The sequence below is a fragment of the Phenylobacterium sp. genome (assembly GCF_965229015.1).
In the GTDB taxonomy this organism is placed as follows: domain Bacteria; phylum Pseudomonadota; class Alphaproteobacteria; order Caulobacterales; family Caulobacteraceae; genus Phenylobacterium.
In genome coordinates this window covers 817,737-832,566 of the sequence record NZ_CBDDIM010000002.1, presented here as the reverse complement: position 1 = coordinate 832,566, position 14,830 = coordinate 817,737, and the positions used below count along the sequence as shown (strand labels likewise).

General features: G+C 70.1%; 13 protein-coding genes. 7 read left to right on the top strand and 6 right to left on the bottom strand.

The window, feature by feature from the left end:
• Positions 1-4: 4 nt before the first annotated feature.
• The 4 genes from ACO06I_RS20305 to ACO06I_RS20290 form a co-directional block, all read right to left on the bottom strand.
• Entirely contained in the window at positions 5-634 is a 630-nt protein-coding gene (locus ACO06I_RS20305; protein WP_421934430.1) for an urea amidolyase associated protein UAAP2, read from the bottom strand.
• Positions 631-1,458 carry an urea amidolyase associated protein UAAP1 gene (locus ACO06I_RS20300; RefSeq protein WP_421934429.1) on the bottom strand — a complete coding sequence of 276 codons (828 nt, stop codon included), beginning with the start codon at positions 1,456-1,458 and terminating at the stop codon, positions 631-633. The genes ACO06I_RS20305 and ACO06I_RS20300 overlap by 4 nt, the downstream gene beginning before the upstream one ends.
• Complete coding sequence (locus tag ACO06I_RS20295; RefSeq protein ID WP_421934428.1) at positions 1,455-1,916, bottom strand: CopG family ribbon-helix-helix protein; 462 nt, start codon at positions 1,914-1,916, stop codon at positions 1,455-1,457. Before ACO06I_RS20295 ends, ACO06I_RS20300 begins: the two co-directional genes overlap by 4 nt.
• Positions 1,917-2,056: 140 nt before the next feature.
• Positions 2,057-2,437, bottom strand: coding sequence for a c-type cytochrome (locus ACO06I_RS20290; RefSeq protein WP_421934427.1), 381 nt, complete (start codon positions 2,435-2,437; stop codon positions 2,057-2,059).
• A 224-nt stretch (positions 2,438-2,661) separates the two neighbouring features.
• Between ACO06I_RS20290 and ACO06I_RS20285 the strand changes: the two genes are divergently transcribed.
• Both ACO06I_RS20285 and ACO06I_RS20280 read left to right on the top strand, forming a co-directional pair.
• Positions 2,662-3,675, top strand: a complete 1,014-nt coding sequence (locus ACO06I_RS20285; RefSeq protein WP_421934426.1) for a formylglycine-generating enzyme family protein — start codon at positions 2,662-2,664, stop codon at positions 3,673-3,675.
• Between the two features lie 92 nt (positions 3,676-3,767).
• Complete coding sequence (locus ACO06I_RS20280; protein ID WP_421934425.1) at positions 3,768-5,447, top strand: sulfatase-like hydrolase/transferase; 1,680 nt, start codon at positions 3,768-3,770, stop codon at positions 5,445-5,447.
• Between the two features lie 21 nt (positions 5,448-5,468).
• Here the strand turns inward: ACO06I_RS20280 and ACO06I_RS20275 are convergent, their stop codons facing one another.
• Both ACO06I_RS20275 and ACO06I_RS20270 read right to left on the bottom strand, forming a co-directional pair.
• Positions 5,469-5,882 carry a DUF1330 domain-containing protein gene (locus ACO06I_RS20275; protein ID WP_421934424.1) on the bottom strand — a complete coding sequence of 138 codons (414 nt, stop codon included), beginning with the start codon at positions 5,880-5,882 and terminating at the stop codon, positions 5,469-5,471.
• Positions 5,883-5,887: 5 nt separating this feature from the next.
• Complete coding sequence (locus ACO06I_RS20270) at positions 5,888-6,790, bottom strand: haloalkane dehalogenase (RefSeq protein WP_421934423.1); 903 nt, start codon at positions 6,788-6,790, stop codon at positions 5,888-5,890.
• A 110-nt stretch (positions 6,791-6,900) separates the two neighbouring features.
• On the opposite strand from ACO06I_RS20270, the gene ACO06I_RS20265 reads away from it, so the two are divergent.
• From ACO06I_RS20265 to ppc, 5 genes are all read left to right on the top strand, one after another.
• On the top strand, positions 6,901-7,995 hold the full coding sequence (locus ACO06I_RS20265; protein WP_421934422.1) for a ribonuclease Z: 1,095 nt from the start codon (positions 6,901-6,903) through the stop codon (positions 7,993-7,995).
• 12 nt (positions 7,996-8,007) lie between these two features.
• Positions 8,008-9,030: a glutathione S-transferase family protein gene (locus tag ACO06I_RS20260; protein ID WP_421934421.1), complete on the top strand. Its 1,023-nt coding sequence runs from the start codon at positions 8,008-8,010 to the stop codon at positions 9,028-9,030.
• A 67-nt stretch (positions 9,031-9,097) separates the two neighbouring features.
• The gene (locus ACO06I_RS20255) at positions 9,098-9,700 is read left to right on the top strand and encodes a TetR/AcrR family transcriptional regulator (RefSeq protein WP_421934420.1); all 603 of its coding nucleotides are present in this window, start codon (positions 9,098-9,100) and stop codon (positions 9,698-9,700) included.
• A 74-nt stretch (positions 9,701-9,774) separates the two neighbouring features.
• A complete protein-coding gene (locus ACO06I_RS20250; RefSeq protein WP_421934419.1) occupies positions 9,775-11,961 on the top strand; it encodes a penicillin acylase family protein in 2,187 nt (728 codons plus the stop codon).
• A gap of 85 nt (positions 11,962-12,046) precedes the next feature.
• Positions 12,047-14,731 carry a phosphoenolpyruvate carboxylase gene (ppc, locus tag ACO06I_RS20245; RefSeq protein ID WP_421934418.1) on the top strand — a complete coding sequence of 895 codons (2,685 nt, stop codon included), beginning with the start codon at positions 12,047-12,049 and terminating at the stop codon, positions 14,729-14,731.
• Positions 14,732-14,830 lie beyond the last annotated feature (99 nt).

The window sequence follows — 14,830 nt, the reverse complement described above, 5'->3', positions numbered from 1 at the left end:
CGCCCTACCCCGCGATGATCATGCGCACGGGCGTCGGATTGAAGCCGTTGCAAGGATTGTTGATCTGCGGACAGTTGGAGACGATGGCCACCAGGTCCATCTCCGCGCGCAGGTCCACATAGAGGCCGGGCGCCGAGATGCCGTCGACGATGCCCAGGGCGCCGTCGGCCTCCACCGGCACGTTCATGAACCAGTTGATGTTGGAGACCATGTCGCGCTTGCCGCGCCCGTGCTTGGCGTTGGCCTGCAGGAAGTTCTCGACGCAGGCGTGCTGGCTCTTGGTGTGGTGGCCGTAGCGCAGGGTGTTGCTTTCACACGAGCAGGCCCCGCCGATGGTGTCGTGATAGGCCACCGAGGTGCCGGTGACCGTCGCCATGGGGTTCCCCTCGTTGGAGAGCAGCACCGACCCCGTCTTCAGGAAGATATTGCCCTGGGCGGCCATGGTGTCCTGGGCCGAATAGCGCTCGGCGTCGTCGGCCAGGGCGTACATCAGGAAGTCGACGGCCTGGTTTCCCTCCAGGTCGACGATGCGCAGGGTCTGGCCCTTGCGCACCACCGCGTCCCAGGGGGCGCGGGCGGGCACGATGTCGTCGCGGGCGATGGGGCCGGTCAGGCCACTCAGGGGATCGCTCATCGGCTGTACTCGGCTTCGACGTTGAGGAAGGCCCGCAGGCCCTCCGGCGTGGCGTTGCGCAGGGGGTCGTCGGCGGGGGTCACCGGCCCGCGCCAGGCGCTGACCCGCAGCGGGGTGACGCTGTAGTCGGGCCGCGCGTCCAGGACGTGGGGACAGTTGGCGAACACCGCGATGAGGTCCATCTCCGCCCGCAGGGTCAGGCCGCGGCCGGGGGCGAAGGGACCGTGCTGCGGGGTCAGGGACCCGTCGTCCTCGACCTTCACGCCCTTGAACCAGTTGATGCAGGGATGGATGTCGCGGCGGCCCAGGCCGAACTTGGCCAGGGCCAGGCTGAAGCGGTCCCGGGCGTTGGGGTGGGGGCCCCAGTTGTCGCCGGTCCCGTATTTCGCGGCGTTGGTGGCGAGATTGGAGGCGCCGCAGAAGGCGTCGTGGGTTCCGGCCTCGTCGGCCAGGACGCTGAGCATCACCTTACCCATGTCCGATAGCACCAGCTTGCCGGCGCCCAGATAGGCGTTCCACTGGACCTTCAGGGTGTCGGCGACGTTCAGCCGCTCGATGGGCCGCTCGGCGTTGAACACCAGCATGGAGGCGCAGGCGTCGCCGGCCAGGTCGACCAGCCGCAGGCGGGCGCCGCGGGCGATCTGCTTGGCGGCGTAGCCACCGGGCGCGATCGTCTCCTCCCAGATCATCGACTCGGCGGCGACGCCGGGGGGCAGGTCGGCGGCGGCCGAGGCCGGCAGGGTCGGCATGGACTCCACCCGGGCTCCGGCCATGGCCCGTGCGTGGGCCTGGGCGGCATAGGGATTGGCGGTGTCGGTGCTCATGTCGCGTCCTTCGGATCGAGCAGGGCGTGCAGGGGCGGCAGGAGCGCGGTGGTGGTCACCAGCTTGATCTGCTGCACCCCGCGGATCTTGCGCAGCTCGTCGCAGAGGTCGCGCAGGTGCTCCGAGGGGCCCTGGACCAGCAGCACCTCCAGGGACTGGTCGTCCTCCAGGAAGACGTGCTGGGAGGAGATCACCTCCTCCAGATAGGCCTGCTGGGCCTGGGCCAGCGCCTGCCGGACCCGGCCGCTTTCGGTGCGGTAGATCAGGGTGATGGTCCCGGCCAGGACCACGCCGGCCCGCTCCTCGCCGTGCTCGGCCAGCTCGTGACGGATCAGTTCGGCGATCATCTGCGAGCGGCTGGGCAGGCCGCGCTCGGTGACCATGGCGTCGAGCTGCGCCACCAGTTCGGCGGGCATGCTCAGACTCAATCGCGCCAGGGGAAGGCTTTCGACGTTCATGCCCCGATGTGCGGGCGGTATTACGATCTGATCAAATCGTAATACGTCGACAGCGCACACGGGCAGCCAGGCGCCCTTCTCTTAGGCAGAGCCTGCCATGGGCGCCTATCGCGGCGGCTTCCGCCCCCCGAGGGCGAGGCTCAGGGCTTCTCGAGGCTCTCGATATAGGCGGCGATGTCCTCGGTCTCGCTGACGCTCAGACCGATGCGCGGCATGTCGTAGTGCCGCCCCTCGGCGATGTCGGTCATCCGCTGCTGGAAGGTGAGGGCGGTCATCCGGCGGCGCATGTCGCGGAAGGGGGTGGAGGGCGACCGGGGGCTCTCGCCATAGAGGCCCAGGCCGTGGCAGCCGCCGCAGCGCAGCTCGGCCAGGTCGCGGCCCCGCTCCGCCGCCGAGCCGGGGGCGACCCCGTCCGAGGCCGAGGTGGCGCAACCGGCGGTGAGCACCGAAAGCGACAGGGCCGCGATCCGGAGCCTGCGCCAGACGGCTGTGCGGGAGGGGTCGTGGGGAGACGTCGACATGGTGTTCGCCCTCTGCGGGTCCGGTGGAGCGGAGAGAGCGCCCCGGAGATCTCTCTCCGGGGCGCCCGTCCAGCAGGGGGCCCGGGGGGCGGACGTCCCGTCGCTGGAATCGGCCTTCACGGCCCCCCTTGCTAAGCTTGGACGGGGGCCGCCACCTTGATCGGGATCAACTCCCCGGCGGCTGACCGCTGGCGCGGATCGCCGCAATGAGGGAGTGTCCGCCGATGATCCGGATCGCCCCGCCCCTGGCCCTGATGCTGTTCCTGGCCGCCTGCGGGCCCGAAAGGACGGCGGCAGGCGGCCCTGGACCCAGGCCCTGCGCGGCCCAGCCCATGGGCGAGGTGGCCCTGGCGGGCGGCCGCTTCACCATGGGCGAGGATCCCCTGCGCCCGGAGGAGGGCCCACCGCGGACGGTGAGCGTGGGGCCCTTCTCCATCGACCGCACCGAGGTCACCAACGGCGCGTTCGCCCAGTTCGTGAAGGCGACGGGCTATGTGACCCTGGCCGAGCGCCAGCCCGACCCGAAATTCTATCCCGGCGTCGACCCGGCCTTGCTGAAGCCCTCGGCCATCGTCTTCAAGGGGGCGCTGGCCGATCCCAAGCTGGTCAATCCCGCGACCTGGTGGCAGATCGTCGACGGCGCCCAGTGGCGCCATCCCACCGGCCCCAAGAGCGCCATCGCCGGCCAGGACCGCTTGCCGGCCGTGCAGATCGCCTATGAGGACGCCCTCGCCTACGCCCGCTGGCGCGGCCGCGACCTGCCCACCGAGGCCGAGTGGGAGTTCGCCGCCCGTGGCGGCCTGACGGACGCCCGCTACGAATGGGGCGACACGCCCTCCAGCCAGACCAAGCCCCGGGCCAACTACTGGCAGGGTGTGTTCCCCGCCATCGACACCGGCGCCGACGGCTATCAGGCCCGCCCCGCCCCGGTGGGGTGCTTCGCCGCCAACGGCTACGGCCTCTACGACATGGCCGGCAATGTCTGGGAGTGGACGAAGGACTTCTACAAGCCCGGCCTGACCGGCTCGGGTCCCGACCCCCACGGCCCCGGTCAGGAGATGGCCTATGACCCCGCCGAGCCCCGGGCCACGGCGCCCAAGCACGTGATCAAGGGCGGCTCCTATCTCTGCGCCGACGACTACTGCTTCCGCTACCGCCCCTCGGCCCGGCAGCCGGGACCGCCGGACACCGGCTCCTCGCACCTGGGCTTCCGGACCGTGAAGCGGGCCGCCGGCTAGGGGTCACGCAAGGACGCTTGCCCGCCCGCGCATCTAATGACACTCTAGATGCCAATATATGCCCGCCGACAGCGCGGGCGCGGGGGAAAGACATGAAGCTCCGGATCTGGATCGGCGTGGCGCTCGTCGTGGTGGCCGGCGCTGTGGCCGTGGCGGCGATGAACCGGGCGACCATCTTCGCCATGATCGCCCATTCGCGGCTGCCGCACATTGAGCCCAACCATCCGGTGACCTGGGCCCAGGGCCCCGCTGCCCCGGCGCCGGGGGCGCGGCCGCCCAACGTGGTCTTCATCCTGGCCGACGACATGGGCTTCAACGACATCACCTTCAACGGCGGCGGCGTGGCCGGCGGCCAGGTCCCGACCCCCAATATCGACTCCATCGGCCGCGACGGGGTGGCCTTCGCCAACGGCTATGCCGGCAACGCCACCTGCGCCCCCTCGCGGGCGGCGATCATGACCGGCCGCTATCCCACCCGCTTCGGCTTCGAATTCACCCCGGCCCCCGTCGCCTTCGAGAAGATGGTGGGCACGCAGGCCGAGCCCGGCGCGATCTTCAAGCCCAAGTTCTTCCATGACCGGGTCAAGGACATGCCCCCCGGCAGCGCCGATCCCACGCCGACGGCGGTCAACACCCTGAGCGTGCCCGCCGGCGAACTCACCATCGCGGAGGTGCTGAAGACCCGGGGCTACCACACCTTGCATTTCGGCAAGTGGCACCTGGGGGGCGCGGCCGGCTCGCGGCCCGAGGCCCAGGGCTTCGACGAGAGCCTGGGCTTCATCGCCGGCGGCTCGATGTACCTGCCGGAAAACGCCCCCGACGTGGTCAATTCCAAGCAGCCCTGGGATCCCATCGACCGCTTCCTGTGGCCCAACCTGCCCTACCAAGTGCAGTACAACGGCTCGCCGATGTTCGCCCCCAAGGGCTACATGACCGACTACCTCACCGATGAGGCGGTGGCGTCGATCAAGGCCAACAAGAACCGACCGTTCTTCATGTACTTCGCCCCCAACGCCATCCACACGCCGCTGCAGGCGACCAAGGCCGACTATGACGCCCTGCCCCAGATCAAGGACCACCGGCTTAGGGTTTACGGCGCCATGGTGCGCAACCTGGACCGCAATGTGGGCCGCATCCTGCAGACCCTGAAGGACGAGGGTCTGGACCAGAACACCCTGGTGATCTTCACCAGCGACAACGGCGGCGCCGGCTATATCGGTCTGCCCGACATCAACCGGCCCTATCGCGGCTTCAAGTCGACCTTCTTCGAGGGCGGCATCCACGCGCCCTTCTTCATGCGCTGGCCGGGCGCCATCCAGGCCGGCTCGCGCTATCCCTATCCGGTGGGGCATATCGACATCTTCGCCACCGCCGCGGCGGCGGCCGGGGCGCCCCTGCCCAGGGACCGGGTGATCGACGGGGTCGACCTGCTCCCCTATCTGAAGGGCCAGTCCACGGGTCGGCCGCACCAGACGATGTTCTGGCGCTCGGGCCAGTACAAGGTGGTGCTGGACGGCGACTGGAAGCTGCAGAGCAACGAGGCGAGGGGCAAGGTCTGGCTCTACGACCTGGCCGCCGACCCCACCGAGCAGCACGACCTGGCCCAGGCCCAGCCCGAGAAGGTCAAGGCCCTGCTCGCCCTGCTCAAGACCCAGGACGCCCAGAGCGTGAAGCCCATGTGGCCTTCCCTGCTGCAGGGGGCGGTGATGGTCGACAAGCCGGGCGGGGTTCCGCAGAAGCCGGGCGACGAATACATCCTCTGGGACAACTGAGGCGCGGGCGCGGCCGCGCGCTCAGCCCGTCAGGGGCCTGGTCTTGATGTTGAGCTGGCCGGCCAGGCCGGCGGCGCGGTGGTGCTCGATGGCGTGCATGGCCGGCGACATCGCCATCTCGCGGAAGGCCGCCAGGGACGGATATTCGGCGAGCGCCACCATGTCCCACAGCTCCTCGACGTCGCCGATCATCAGGCCGGTGACCTCGCCGCTGTAGCGCATGGCCCCGCCCAGGGCCTCCACCAGCTTGGTCACCTCGACGCCGTAGCGGGCATAGGCCTCGCGGCCGGTGAGATGGGCGTCGGCGCCGTCGGGGTACTCGGCCCTGGGCTTGAACTTCAGCAGGTTGACCATGACGAAGGGCCCGTCCTCGGGCGCCCCGAAGAATTCCATGGCCTGGGTCATCGGCGGCAGGACGGCGTTGACGACGTTCATGGGGCTCAGCTCCGGGCGCGGATCAGGGTGTCGATGATGGCGGTGATCGCCTCGGGGCAGTCTTCCTGCAGGAAGTGGGCGCCCTGGGTGGTGACATGGGGCTGGCCCTTGGCGCCGGGGATCCGGGTCTGGAAGGCGACGTCGCCACCGCGGCTGACGGCGTCGCCGTCGCTGAAGGCGGTGACCACCGGCTTGTCGAAAGTCTCCAGGACCTGCCAGGCGGCCTTGTTCTCCGCCACCGAGCCGTGCTCGGGGGTCACCGGCACCAGGGTGGGGAACTGGCGCGCGCCCTCCTTGTAGGTCTCATCCGGGAAGGGGGCGTCGTAGGCGGCGATCTCGGCCAGGGTCAGGTCGCGGCCGGTCCCCATGTTGACGATCATGCCGATGGGCATTTCCGGGATGGTCTGGCTGAACTCCAGCCAGGCCTTGAAGCCCTCGGTCATGCCCGAGCCCACCGGCAGGTCGGTGTTGGCGATCACCAGGCCGGCGAAGCGCTCGGGGAAGGCGGCCGCCAGGCGCAGGCCGATCAGGCCGCCCCAGTCCTGGCAGAATAGGGTGACGTCCTTCAGGTCGAGGCCCAGGAACCACTGGCTCATCCACGCCACGTGGCGCTCATAGGTGTAGTCGGTGCGCAGGGCGGGCTTGTCGGACCGCCCAAAGCCGATCAGGTCCGGCGCGATCACCCGGTGACCCTTGGCCGCCAGGGCGGCGATGATCCTGCGGTAGAGATAGGCCCAGGACGGCTCGCCGTGCATCAGCAGCACCACGGCCCCGTCGCGGGGGCCCTCGTCCACATAGTGCAGGCGCAGCTCCGTGCCGTCAGCGTCGGTGACCTGGGCGTAGTGGGGGGCGAAGGGCCAGTCGGCCAGGCCGGTGAATCGTTCGTCCGGCGTCCTCAGAACCTGCATCGCATCCTCCGGCGCCAGTTGCCCCTGGCCCTTGACTGAAACTAGTGACAATATGCGTGCCAATATATCCCGGGGTCAAGCCGGGGACATGGGACAGGGGAAGAACGGGCATGCGCGGATTGCGGACAGTTGTCCTGGTGCTGGTGGGCGTGATCATCCTGGGTCTGGCGGGCGCCTGGCTCGTGCGAGACAAGCTGGCCACGGCGGCCATGTCGCGGATCTATATGCAGGCCATGGGCGCCGATCCCTATGCCGGCCTGGCCGACGGCCTGCACGTCGGACTCTGCGGTTCCGGCTCCCCCATGCCCGACCCGACCCGGGCCGGCCCCTGCACGGTGGTGCTGGCGGGCAAGAAGCTGTTCGTGGTCGATTCCGGCGCCGGGAGCACCAAGAACCTCTCCCTGATGAACCTGCCCCCCGCCCGCGTCGATGGGGTCTTCATCACCCACTTCCACTCCGACCACATCGACGGCCTGGGGGAGCTGATGCTGCAGCGCTGGGCCAGCGGCGCCAACACCAGCCCCCTGCCGATCTACGGCCCCACCGGGGTCGACCAGGTGGTGGCGGGCTTCCAGTCGGCCTACACCCTCGACAGCGGCTACCGCATCGCCCACCACGGGCCCAAGGTGATCCCGCCCAGCGGCTTCGGCGGCGCGCCCCATCCCTTCGTCGTCGGCGCCGACCGGCCCAACGTCACCCTGATCGACGAGCCGGACCTGAAGGTCATCGCCTTCCCGGTGCATCACAATCCGGTGGATCCGGCGGTGGGCTACCTGTTCATCTACAAGGGCCGCCGCGCGGTGATCAGCGGCGACACCACCGCCTCGCCGCGCCTGGAAGCGGCCGCCAAGGGCGCCGACCTGCTGGTGCACGAGGGCCTGGCGCCGAACCTGGTGGCCCTGCAGCGCAAGGCGGCGCTGGCCAACCACCGCGGCAACCTGGCGGCCATCTTCAACGACATCCTCACCTATCACACGACGCCGGAGCAGGCGGCGGGCATCGCCCAGCGGGCCGGGGTGAAGTCCCTGCTGTTCACCCACATCATCCCGCCCCTGCCCATGCGGGCCCTGGAGGCGCCGTTCCTCGGGAAGTCGCGGGAGATCTTCAAGGGCGAGATCCGCGTCGGCCACGATGGCGACCTGGTGAGCCTGCCGGCCGGAACGACGGAAATCCGATATTCCAACCGGCTCCAGACCTTCCGCTGAGGAGACCCCGACATGTCAGACCGCGTCACCCTCTCAGGCGCCCCCGGCTCGCCCTATACCCGCAAGATGCTGGCGGTTCTGCGCTACCGGCGGATCCCTTACCGCTTCCTGCCCGCCAGCGGCCCGGCCCTGGCCGGCCTGCCCCAGCCCAAGGTCGCCCTGCTGCCCACCTTCTACCTGCCCGACGAGGCCGGGACCCTGCAGGCGGTCACCGACTCCACCCCGATCATCCGGCGGCTGGAGCGCGAGCACACCGGCCGCAGCCTGATCCCAGCCGACCCGGCCCTGGCCTTCCTCGACGAGCTGATCGAGGACTATGCCGACGAGTGGCTCACCAAGGCCATGTTCCACTATCGCTGGGCCTACGAGGCCGACATCGCCAAGGCCGCCGCCATCCTGCCCTGTTGGCGCGGCTACTGCGTCCCCGACGAGGAACTGGCGGCGCGCGGCGCGATGTTCGCCGAGCGGCAGATCGGCCGCCTGCGCTATGTCGGCTCCAACCCCGCGACCGGGCCGGTGATCGAGGCGGCCTATGAACGGTTCCTGCGAGCCTTCGACGCCCACCTCGCCCGCCAGCCCTACCTGCTGGGCGAACGCCCCGCGGCCTGCGACTTCGCGGTGTTCGGCCAACTCACCCAGCTCGCCGAGTTCGATCCCACCCCCATGGCGCTGACCCTGAAGGTCGCGCCGCGGGTGACGGCCTGGGTGGGCATGATGGAGGACCAGTCCGGGGTCGAGCCGAGGGACGACGGCTGGGTCTCCATGGACGCCCTGCCCCCGACCCTGATCGCCCTGCTGACCGAGATCGGCCGGGTCTATCCGCCGGTCATGCTGGCCAACGCCAAGGCGGTGATGGACGGCGCGAGCGAGGTCGCCGCGACGGTGGACGGTCAGGCCTGGAACCAGCAGCCCTTCCCCTACCAGGCCAAATGCCTGCAGTGGCTGCGCCAGGCGCGGGCGGCTCTGGAGGCGGACGCCCGGACCAGGGTCGATTCCGCCCTCCAGTCCACCGGATGCATGGCCCTGTTCGCCTGACCCCTGGCGCGCGAGCGCGACGGGCTCTATTCAGCGGCCTTCGATGCCCTGGTGAGTGTGTAGCCGCGTGACATCCCGACCCAAGCTCAGCCTCGTCGAACCCGAGGCCGGCGCGTCCTCCGACGGCCGTCGCCGGCGCGGCGAGGACAACCGCGCCCGCATCGTCGCGGCCATGCTGGAGATCGTCCAGTCCGGTGAGGTGGCGCCCAGCGCCGAGCAGGTGGCGGCCCGGGCCGACGTCGGCCTGCGCACCGTGTTCCGGCACTTCAGCGACATGGACGGCCTCTATCGCGAGATGTCCGAAGTCATCGAGGCTGAGGTCCGCGCCATCGCCGACCAGCCCTTCAAGGCGCCCGACTGGCGCGGCCGGGTGCTGGAGCTGGTGGAGCGCCGCAGCATGGTCTTCGAGAAAATCGGCCCCTTCCGCCGGGCGTCGGACACCTTCCGCCACCGCTCCCGGTTTCTGGGGGATGACGCAAGCCGGCTGGTGAAGGCCCTGCGGGATATCCTCGAGCGGGTGGTGGACGGGCAGGTCGATCCGGTGACCCTCGAGGCCCTGGACCTGATGTTGAGCTTCGAGGCCTGGTCGCGCCTGCGCCGCGAGCAGGGGCTAGCCCCGGCCCAGGCGCAGGGCGTGCTCGACGCCGCCGTTCGGCGCCTCATCGGCTAGCGCCGGGACAGCCGCCGACGATTTCCCACGGCTGCGGCGTTGCCGTGGCCACGGCCTGACCCTAGCGTCGCGGGATGCAAGTCCTTCCCCGCGCCTTCGCCCTGATCGCCGTCCTGATCGCCCTGGCCTCCCCGGCCGCCGCCGCCGACGGCGACGCCGCCCGCTGGGCCGCGCGGGCCCAGAACGTGACCATCGTCCGCGACGACTGGGGGATCGCTCACGTCCACGGCAAGACCGACGCCGAGGCGGTGTTCGGCATGGTCTACGCCCAGGCGGAGGACGACTTCAACCGGGTCGAGACCAACTACATCAACGCCATGGGCCGCCTGGCCGAGGCAGAGGGCGAGAAGGCCATCTGGCAGGACCTACGGATGAAGCTGTTCATCGATCCCGTCCAGCTCAAGGCCCAGTACGCGCAAAGTCCCGCCTGGCTGCAGACCCTGATGACCGCCTGGGCCGACGGGCTGAACTATTACCTCGCCACCCATCCCACCGTGACGCCGCGGGTGATCAAGCGCTTCGAGCCCTGGATGGCGCTCTCCTTCACCGAGGGCAGCATCGGCGGCGACATCGAGAGCATCTCCCTGCCCCAGCTCGAGGCCTTCTATGGCGGGCGGCGGACCTCGATGGCCGACGAGCAGTTCGCCCTGGCCCAGTTCAAGGAGCCCTCGGGCTCCAACGGCTTCGCCATCGCGCCCTCCAACACGGCGGCCAAGCACGCCCTGCTGCTGATCAATCCCCACACCAGCTTCTTCTTCCGTTCCGAGCAGCAGGTGAGCAGCGATGAGGGGTTGAACGTCTATGGGGCGGCGACCTGGGGCCAGTTCTTCATCTACCAGGGCTTCAACGCCAAGGCCGGCTGGATGCACACCTCCAGCGGGGTCGACGTCATCGACGAGTTCGCCGAGACCATCGCGGGCTCGGGCGACAGATTGACCTATCGCTACGGGACCGAGGATCGCCGGGTCGCGACCTCGGTCATCACCGTCCCCTACCGCGCCGCCGACGGGGCGATGAAGAGCAGGGCCTTCACCGTCTATCGCACCCACCACGGCCCCATCGTCCGCGAGGCCGGCGGCAAGTGGATCAGCGTCGCCCTGATGCATCGGCCAGTGGCCGCGCTGAGCCAGTCCTTCCTGCGCACCAAGGCCGTCGACTACGCCAGCTACATGAAGGTCATGGCCCTGCAGGCCAACTCCTCCAACAACACCCTGTTCGCCGACGCCAAGGGCGAGGTGGCCTATCTGCACCCGCAGTTCATCCCCCGGCGGGACGACCGGTTCGACTACACCAAGCCGGTGGACGGCTCCGATCCCACCACCGACTGGAAGGGGCTGCACGCGCTGGACGAGGCGCCGCACCTGCTGAACCCGCCCAATGGCTGGATCGCCAACACCAACAACTGGCCCTATTCGGCGGCCGGGGCCTACAGCCCCAGGAAGGCCGACTATCCGCGCTACATGGACTCGGCCGGCGAGAACCCCCGCGGCGTCCATGCCGACCTGGTGCTGAAGGACCGCAAGGACTTCACCCTGCCGACCCTGATCGCGGCGGCCTACGACCCGCGCCTGACCGCCTTCGACCAGCTGATCCCGCCGCTGCTGGCGGCCTATGACGCGGCCCCGGCCGGCGACCCGCTGAAGGCCCGGCTGGCCGACCAGATCGCCCTGCTGCGCGGCTGGGACCATCGCTGGTCGGCGGACTCCGAGGCCACCTCGCTGGCGGTGTTCTGGGGCGAGCAGCTCTGGGGCGAGGTGGCCGCCGCGGCCCGCGCCGCGGGGCGATCGGTCTATGAGGACATGGCCAGCCGCACCACGCCGCAGCAGAGGCTCGTCGCCTTGGCCGCCGCCTCCGATCGGTTGGCGGCGGACTTCGGGACCTGGCGCACGCCCTGGGGCCAGATCAACCGCTTCCAGCGCCTGACCGGCGACCTGGTCCAGCCCTTCAACGACTCCGCCCCCAGCATCCCGGTGCCCTTCGCCTCGGCCCAGTGGGGATCGCTGGCCTCCTTCGGCGCCGGGCGCAAGCCGGGGACCAGGAAGTACTACGGGACCAGCGGCAACAGCTTCGTCGCCGTGGTGGAGTTCGGCGACCGGGTGAAGGCCCGGGCGGTGACCGCCGGGGGCGAGAGCGGCGATCCGACGTCGCCGCACTTCAACGACCAGGCCGGGCGCTACGCCGCCGGCGATCTGCGGGAGGTCTATTTCTATCCCGAGCAGCTGGTGGGTCACACGGAGCGGACCTACCAGCCGGGGCGTTGAGGTTGGACGCTTGATGAAGTGGACCCCAAGGGGGATGCCGGCTAATTGACACCGGTGTCATAGAGCGTTTGTCGAGAGGTCGCCCATGCCCCATTCCCTGCCGGTCCAGCTCCGCGCCACGGTGCGTTTCCTGGGACGCATCCTGGGGGACGTCATCCGCTCGGAGGACGGGCTGGCGGTGTTCGAGGAGATCGAGCAGATCCGCCAGGCCTCGGTGGCCCTGCACCGCGACGGCCCGGACGCCGACGCCAAGGGCGTCGAGTCCCGGCTGAGCCAGCTCTCCCTGCCCGACGCGGTGCGGTTCGCCCACTCCTTCGCCTGCTTCCTGCAGATCACCAATATCGCCGAGGACCAGATCCAGCGGCGTCGCGGCCGTGAGGGCGATGGCCGCCCCGACACCCTGGCCGGCGCCCTGCGGAGCCTGGCCGAGGCCGGGATCGGGCCGGACCAGGTGGCCGACCTGCTGGCCGACGCCGTCATCGCCCCGGTGATCACCGCCCACCCCAGCGAGGTGCGCCGCAAGAGCCTGCTGGATCGCGCCGGGGCCATCATGGAGGCCCTGGAGGCCCATGACACCCCCGACGTCGCCGCCCGCGCGGCGCACGAACGGGAGCTGGTCCGGCAGATCGCCATCATCTGGCGCACCCGCCTGCTGCGCGGCGTGAAGCTGGGGGTGGCCGACGAGATCGAGAACGCGGTCTCCTATTTCGAGCGCAGCTTCCTGACCGAACTGCCCAGGCTGTACGCCCACTGGCGCGAGCTGACGCCCGGGGCCGGCGTCCCCAGCTTCCTCAAGATCGGGTCCTGGGTCGGGGGCGACCGCGACGGCAACCCCTTCGTCACCGCCGACATCATGCGGCACGCCTTCGCCCGGCAGGCGCGCGCGGCGCTCGACTCCCACTTGGCGCGGATCAACGCCCTGGGCGCCGAACTCTCCATCTCCGCCACCCTGGCCCAGACCCCGCCGGCCCTGCAGGCCCTGGCGGACCGCTCGCCCGACACCTCGCCCAACCGGGCCGACGAGCCCTATCGCCGGGCCCTGACCGGTGTCTACGCCCGGCTGGCCGCGGCCTATCCGGCCCTGACCGGCGGCTCGGTCCGCCCGACCCCCTTCACCGGCCAGCCCTATACCGGCCCTGACGAACTGAAGGCCGACCTGCAGGTGCTGCAGGACGCCCTGATCGCCCAGCATGGCGAGGTGTTCGCCGAGGGCGCCCTGCCCGACCTGATCCGCGCCGTCGACTGCTTCGGCTTCCACCTGGCGACCCTGGACATGCGCCAGAACTCGGCGGTCCACGCCCGGGTCGCCGCCGAACTTCTGAAGGTGGCGGGTGTCTGCGCGGACTATGAGGCTCTCCCGGAAGACGAGCGCTGCGACCTGCTGGTGAGGGAGCTCTCCCACGGCCGGCTGCTGTACTCGCCCTACGCCGCCTACAGCGAGGAGACGGCCAAGGAATATGCCGTGCTCCAGGCCGCCGCCGAGGCTGTCCGGCTCTACGGGCCCGAAGCCATCAAGGCCTATATCGTCTCCAACACCACCTCGGTCTCCGACCTGCTGGAGGTCTATCTGCTGCTGAAGGAGGTCGGCCTCTACCGCCCCGAGGATCCGGCCGACACGCGGATCTTCGCCGAGCCCCTGTTCGAGACCATCGCCGACCTGCGCGACGCGCCGGGCACCATGACCCGCTATCTCGCCCTGCCCCTGGTCCGCGCCCTGCTGGCCGGCGCCGGGCGGCAGGAGGTGATGATCGGCTATTCGGACAGCAACAAGGACGGCAGCTACCTGACCTCCACCTGGACCCTGCACCAGACCTCGACGGCCCTGGTGGCGGCGACCCGGGCCGCGGGCCTGTCCCTGCAGCTGTTCCACGGCCGCGGCGGCACGGTGGGGCGCGGCGGCGGCTCCAGCTTCGACGCCATCCTGGCCCAGCCGGCGGGCACGGTGAACGGCCACATCCGCATCACCGAGCAGGGGGAGGTGGTGGCCAACAAGTACGCCGACCCGGAACTGGCCCGCCAGAGCCTGGAGACCCTGACCGCCGGGGTGGTGCTGGCCTCCCTGCGCAAGCGCGACGTCTCCACCCGCGAGGCCTATGGCGCGATCATGGGGCGGCTGTCCGAGGCGAGCTTCCGCGCCTACCGGGCCCTGGTCTACGAGACCCCGGGATTCGCCGACTACTTCTTCGCCGCGACGCCGATCGCCGAGATCGCCGACCTCAATATCGGCAGCCGGCCGACCTCGCGCCAGGCCACCCGCACCATCGAGGGCCTACGCGCCATCCCCTGGGTGTTCTCCTGGTCCCAGGCCCGGGTGATGCTGCCCGGCTGGTACGGCTTCGGCTCGGCGGTGGCGGCCGCGGGCCTGCCCCCCGAGCAGCTGCAGGAGCTGCACCGCAACTGGCCGTTCTTCTCCACGACGCTCGCCAATATGGAGATGGTGCTGGCCAAGGCCGACATCGCCATCGCCAAGCGCTATTCCGGCCTGGTGGAGGACCGCGGCCTGGCCGACACCATCTTCGGCCAGATCAGCGCCGAGTGGGAGCGCACCACCCAGGCCCTGCTCTCCATCACCGGTCAGTCCAGCTTGCTGGAGAACAATCCCGACCTGGCGGCCATCATCCGCTCGCGCCTGCCCTATATCGACCCGCTCAACCACCTGCAGATCGAACTGATCCGCCGGCGGCGCTCCGGCGACGACACGCCCGAGGTGCGCGAGGGCATCCACCTGACCATCAACGGCGTGGCGGCGGGGTTGAGGAACTCGGGGTAGCTCCTCCTCTCCCGCTTGCGGGAGAGGTTGGGTGAGGGTTCTTTCTGAAGCGCCGTTGTTGCTCCGTAGGCGGAAGACCTCCGCTGCGCGGAGGCCCCC

What these genes read in the sequence shown, in the direction of transcription:
- ACO06I_RS20305 (WP_421934430.1), bottom strand. Translation starts at nt 634, where the DNA reads ATGAGCGATCCCCTGAGTGGCCTGACCGGCCCCATCGCCCGCGACGAC.
- ACO06I_RS20300 (WP_421934429.1), bottom strand. Translation starts at nt 1,458, where the DNA reads ATGAGCACCGACACCGCCAATCCCTATGCCGCCCAGGCCCACGCACGG.
- ACO06I_RS20295 (WP_421934428.1), bottom strand. Translation starts at nt 1,916, where the DNA reads ATGAACGTCGAAAGCCTTCCCCTGGCGCGATTGAGTCTGAGCATGCCC.
- ACO06I_RS20290 (WP_421934427.1), bottom strand. Translation starts at nt 2,437, where the DNA reads ATGTCGACGTCTCCCCACGACCCCTCCCGCACAGCCGTCTGGCGCAGG.
- ACO06I_RS20285 (WP_421934426.1), top strand. Translation starts at nt 2,662, where the DNA reads ATGATCCGGATCGCCCCGCCCCTGGCCCTGATGCTGTTCCTGGCCGCC.
- ACO06I_RS20280 (WP_421934425.1), top strand. Translation starts at nt 3,768, where the DNA reads ATGAAGCTCCGGATCTGGATCGGCGTGGCGCTCGTCGTGGTGGCCGGC.
- ACO06I_RS20275 (WP_421934424.1), bottom strand. Translation starts at nt 5,882, where the DNA reads ATGAACGTCGTCAACGCCGTCCTGCCGCCGATGACCCAGGCCATGGAA.
- ACO06I_RS20270 (WP_421934423.1), bottom strand. Translation starts at nt 6,790, where the DNA reads ATGCAGGTTCTGAGGACGCCGGACGAACGATTCACCGGCCTGGCCGAC.
- ACO06I_RS20265 (WP_421934422.1), top strand. Translation starts at nt 6,901, where the DNA reads ATGCGCGGATTGCGGACAGTTGTCCTGGTGCTGGTGGGCGTGATCATC.
- ACO06I_RS20260 (WP_421934421.1), top strand. Translation starts at nt 8,008, where the DNA reads ATGTCAGACCGCGTCACCCTCTCAGGCGCCCCCGGCTCGCCCTATACC.
- ACO06I_RS20250 (WP_421934419.1), top strand. Translation starts at nt 9,775, where the DNA reads ATGCAAGTCCTTCCCCGCGCCTTCGCCCTGATCGCCGTCCTGATCGCC.
- ppc (WP_421934418.1), top strand. Translation starts at nt 12,047, where the DNA reads ATGCCCCATTCCCTGCCGGTCCAGCTCCGCGCCACGGTGCGTTTCCTG.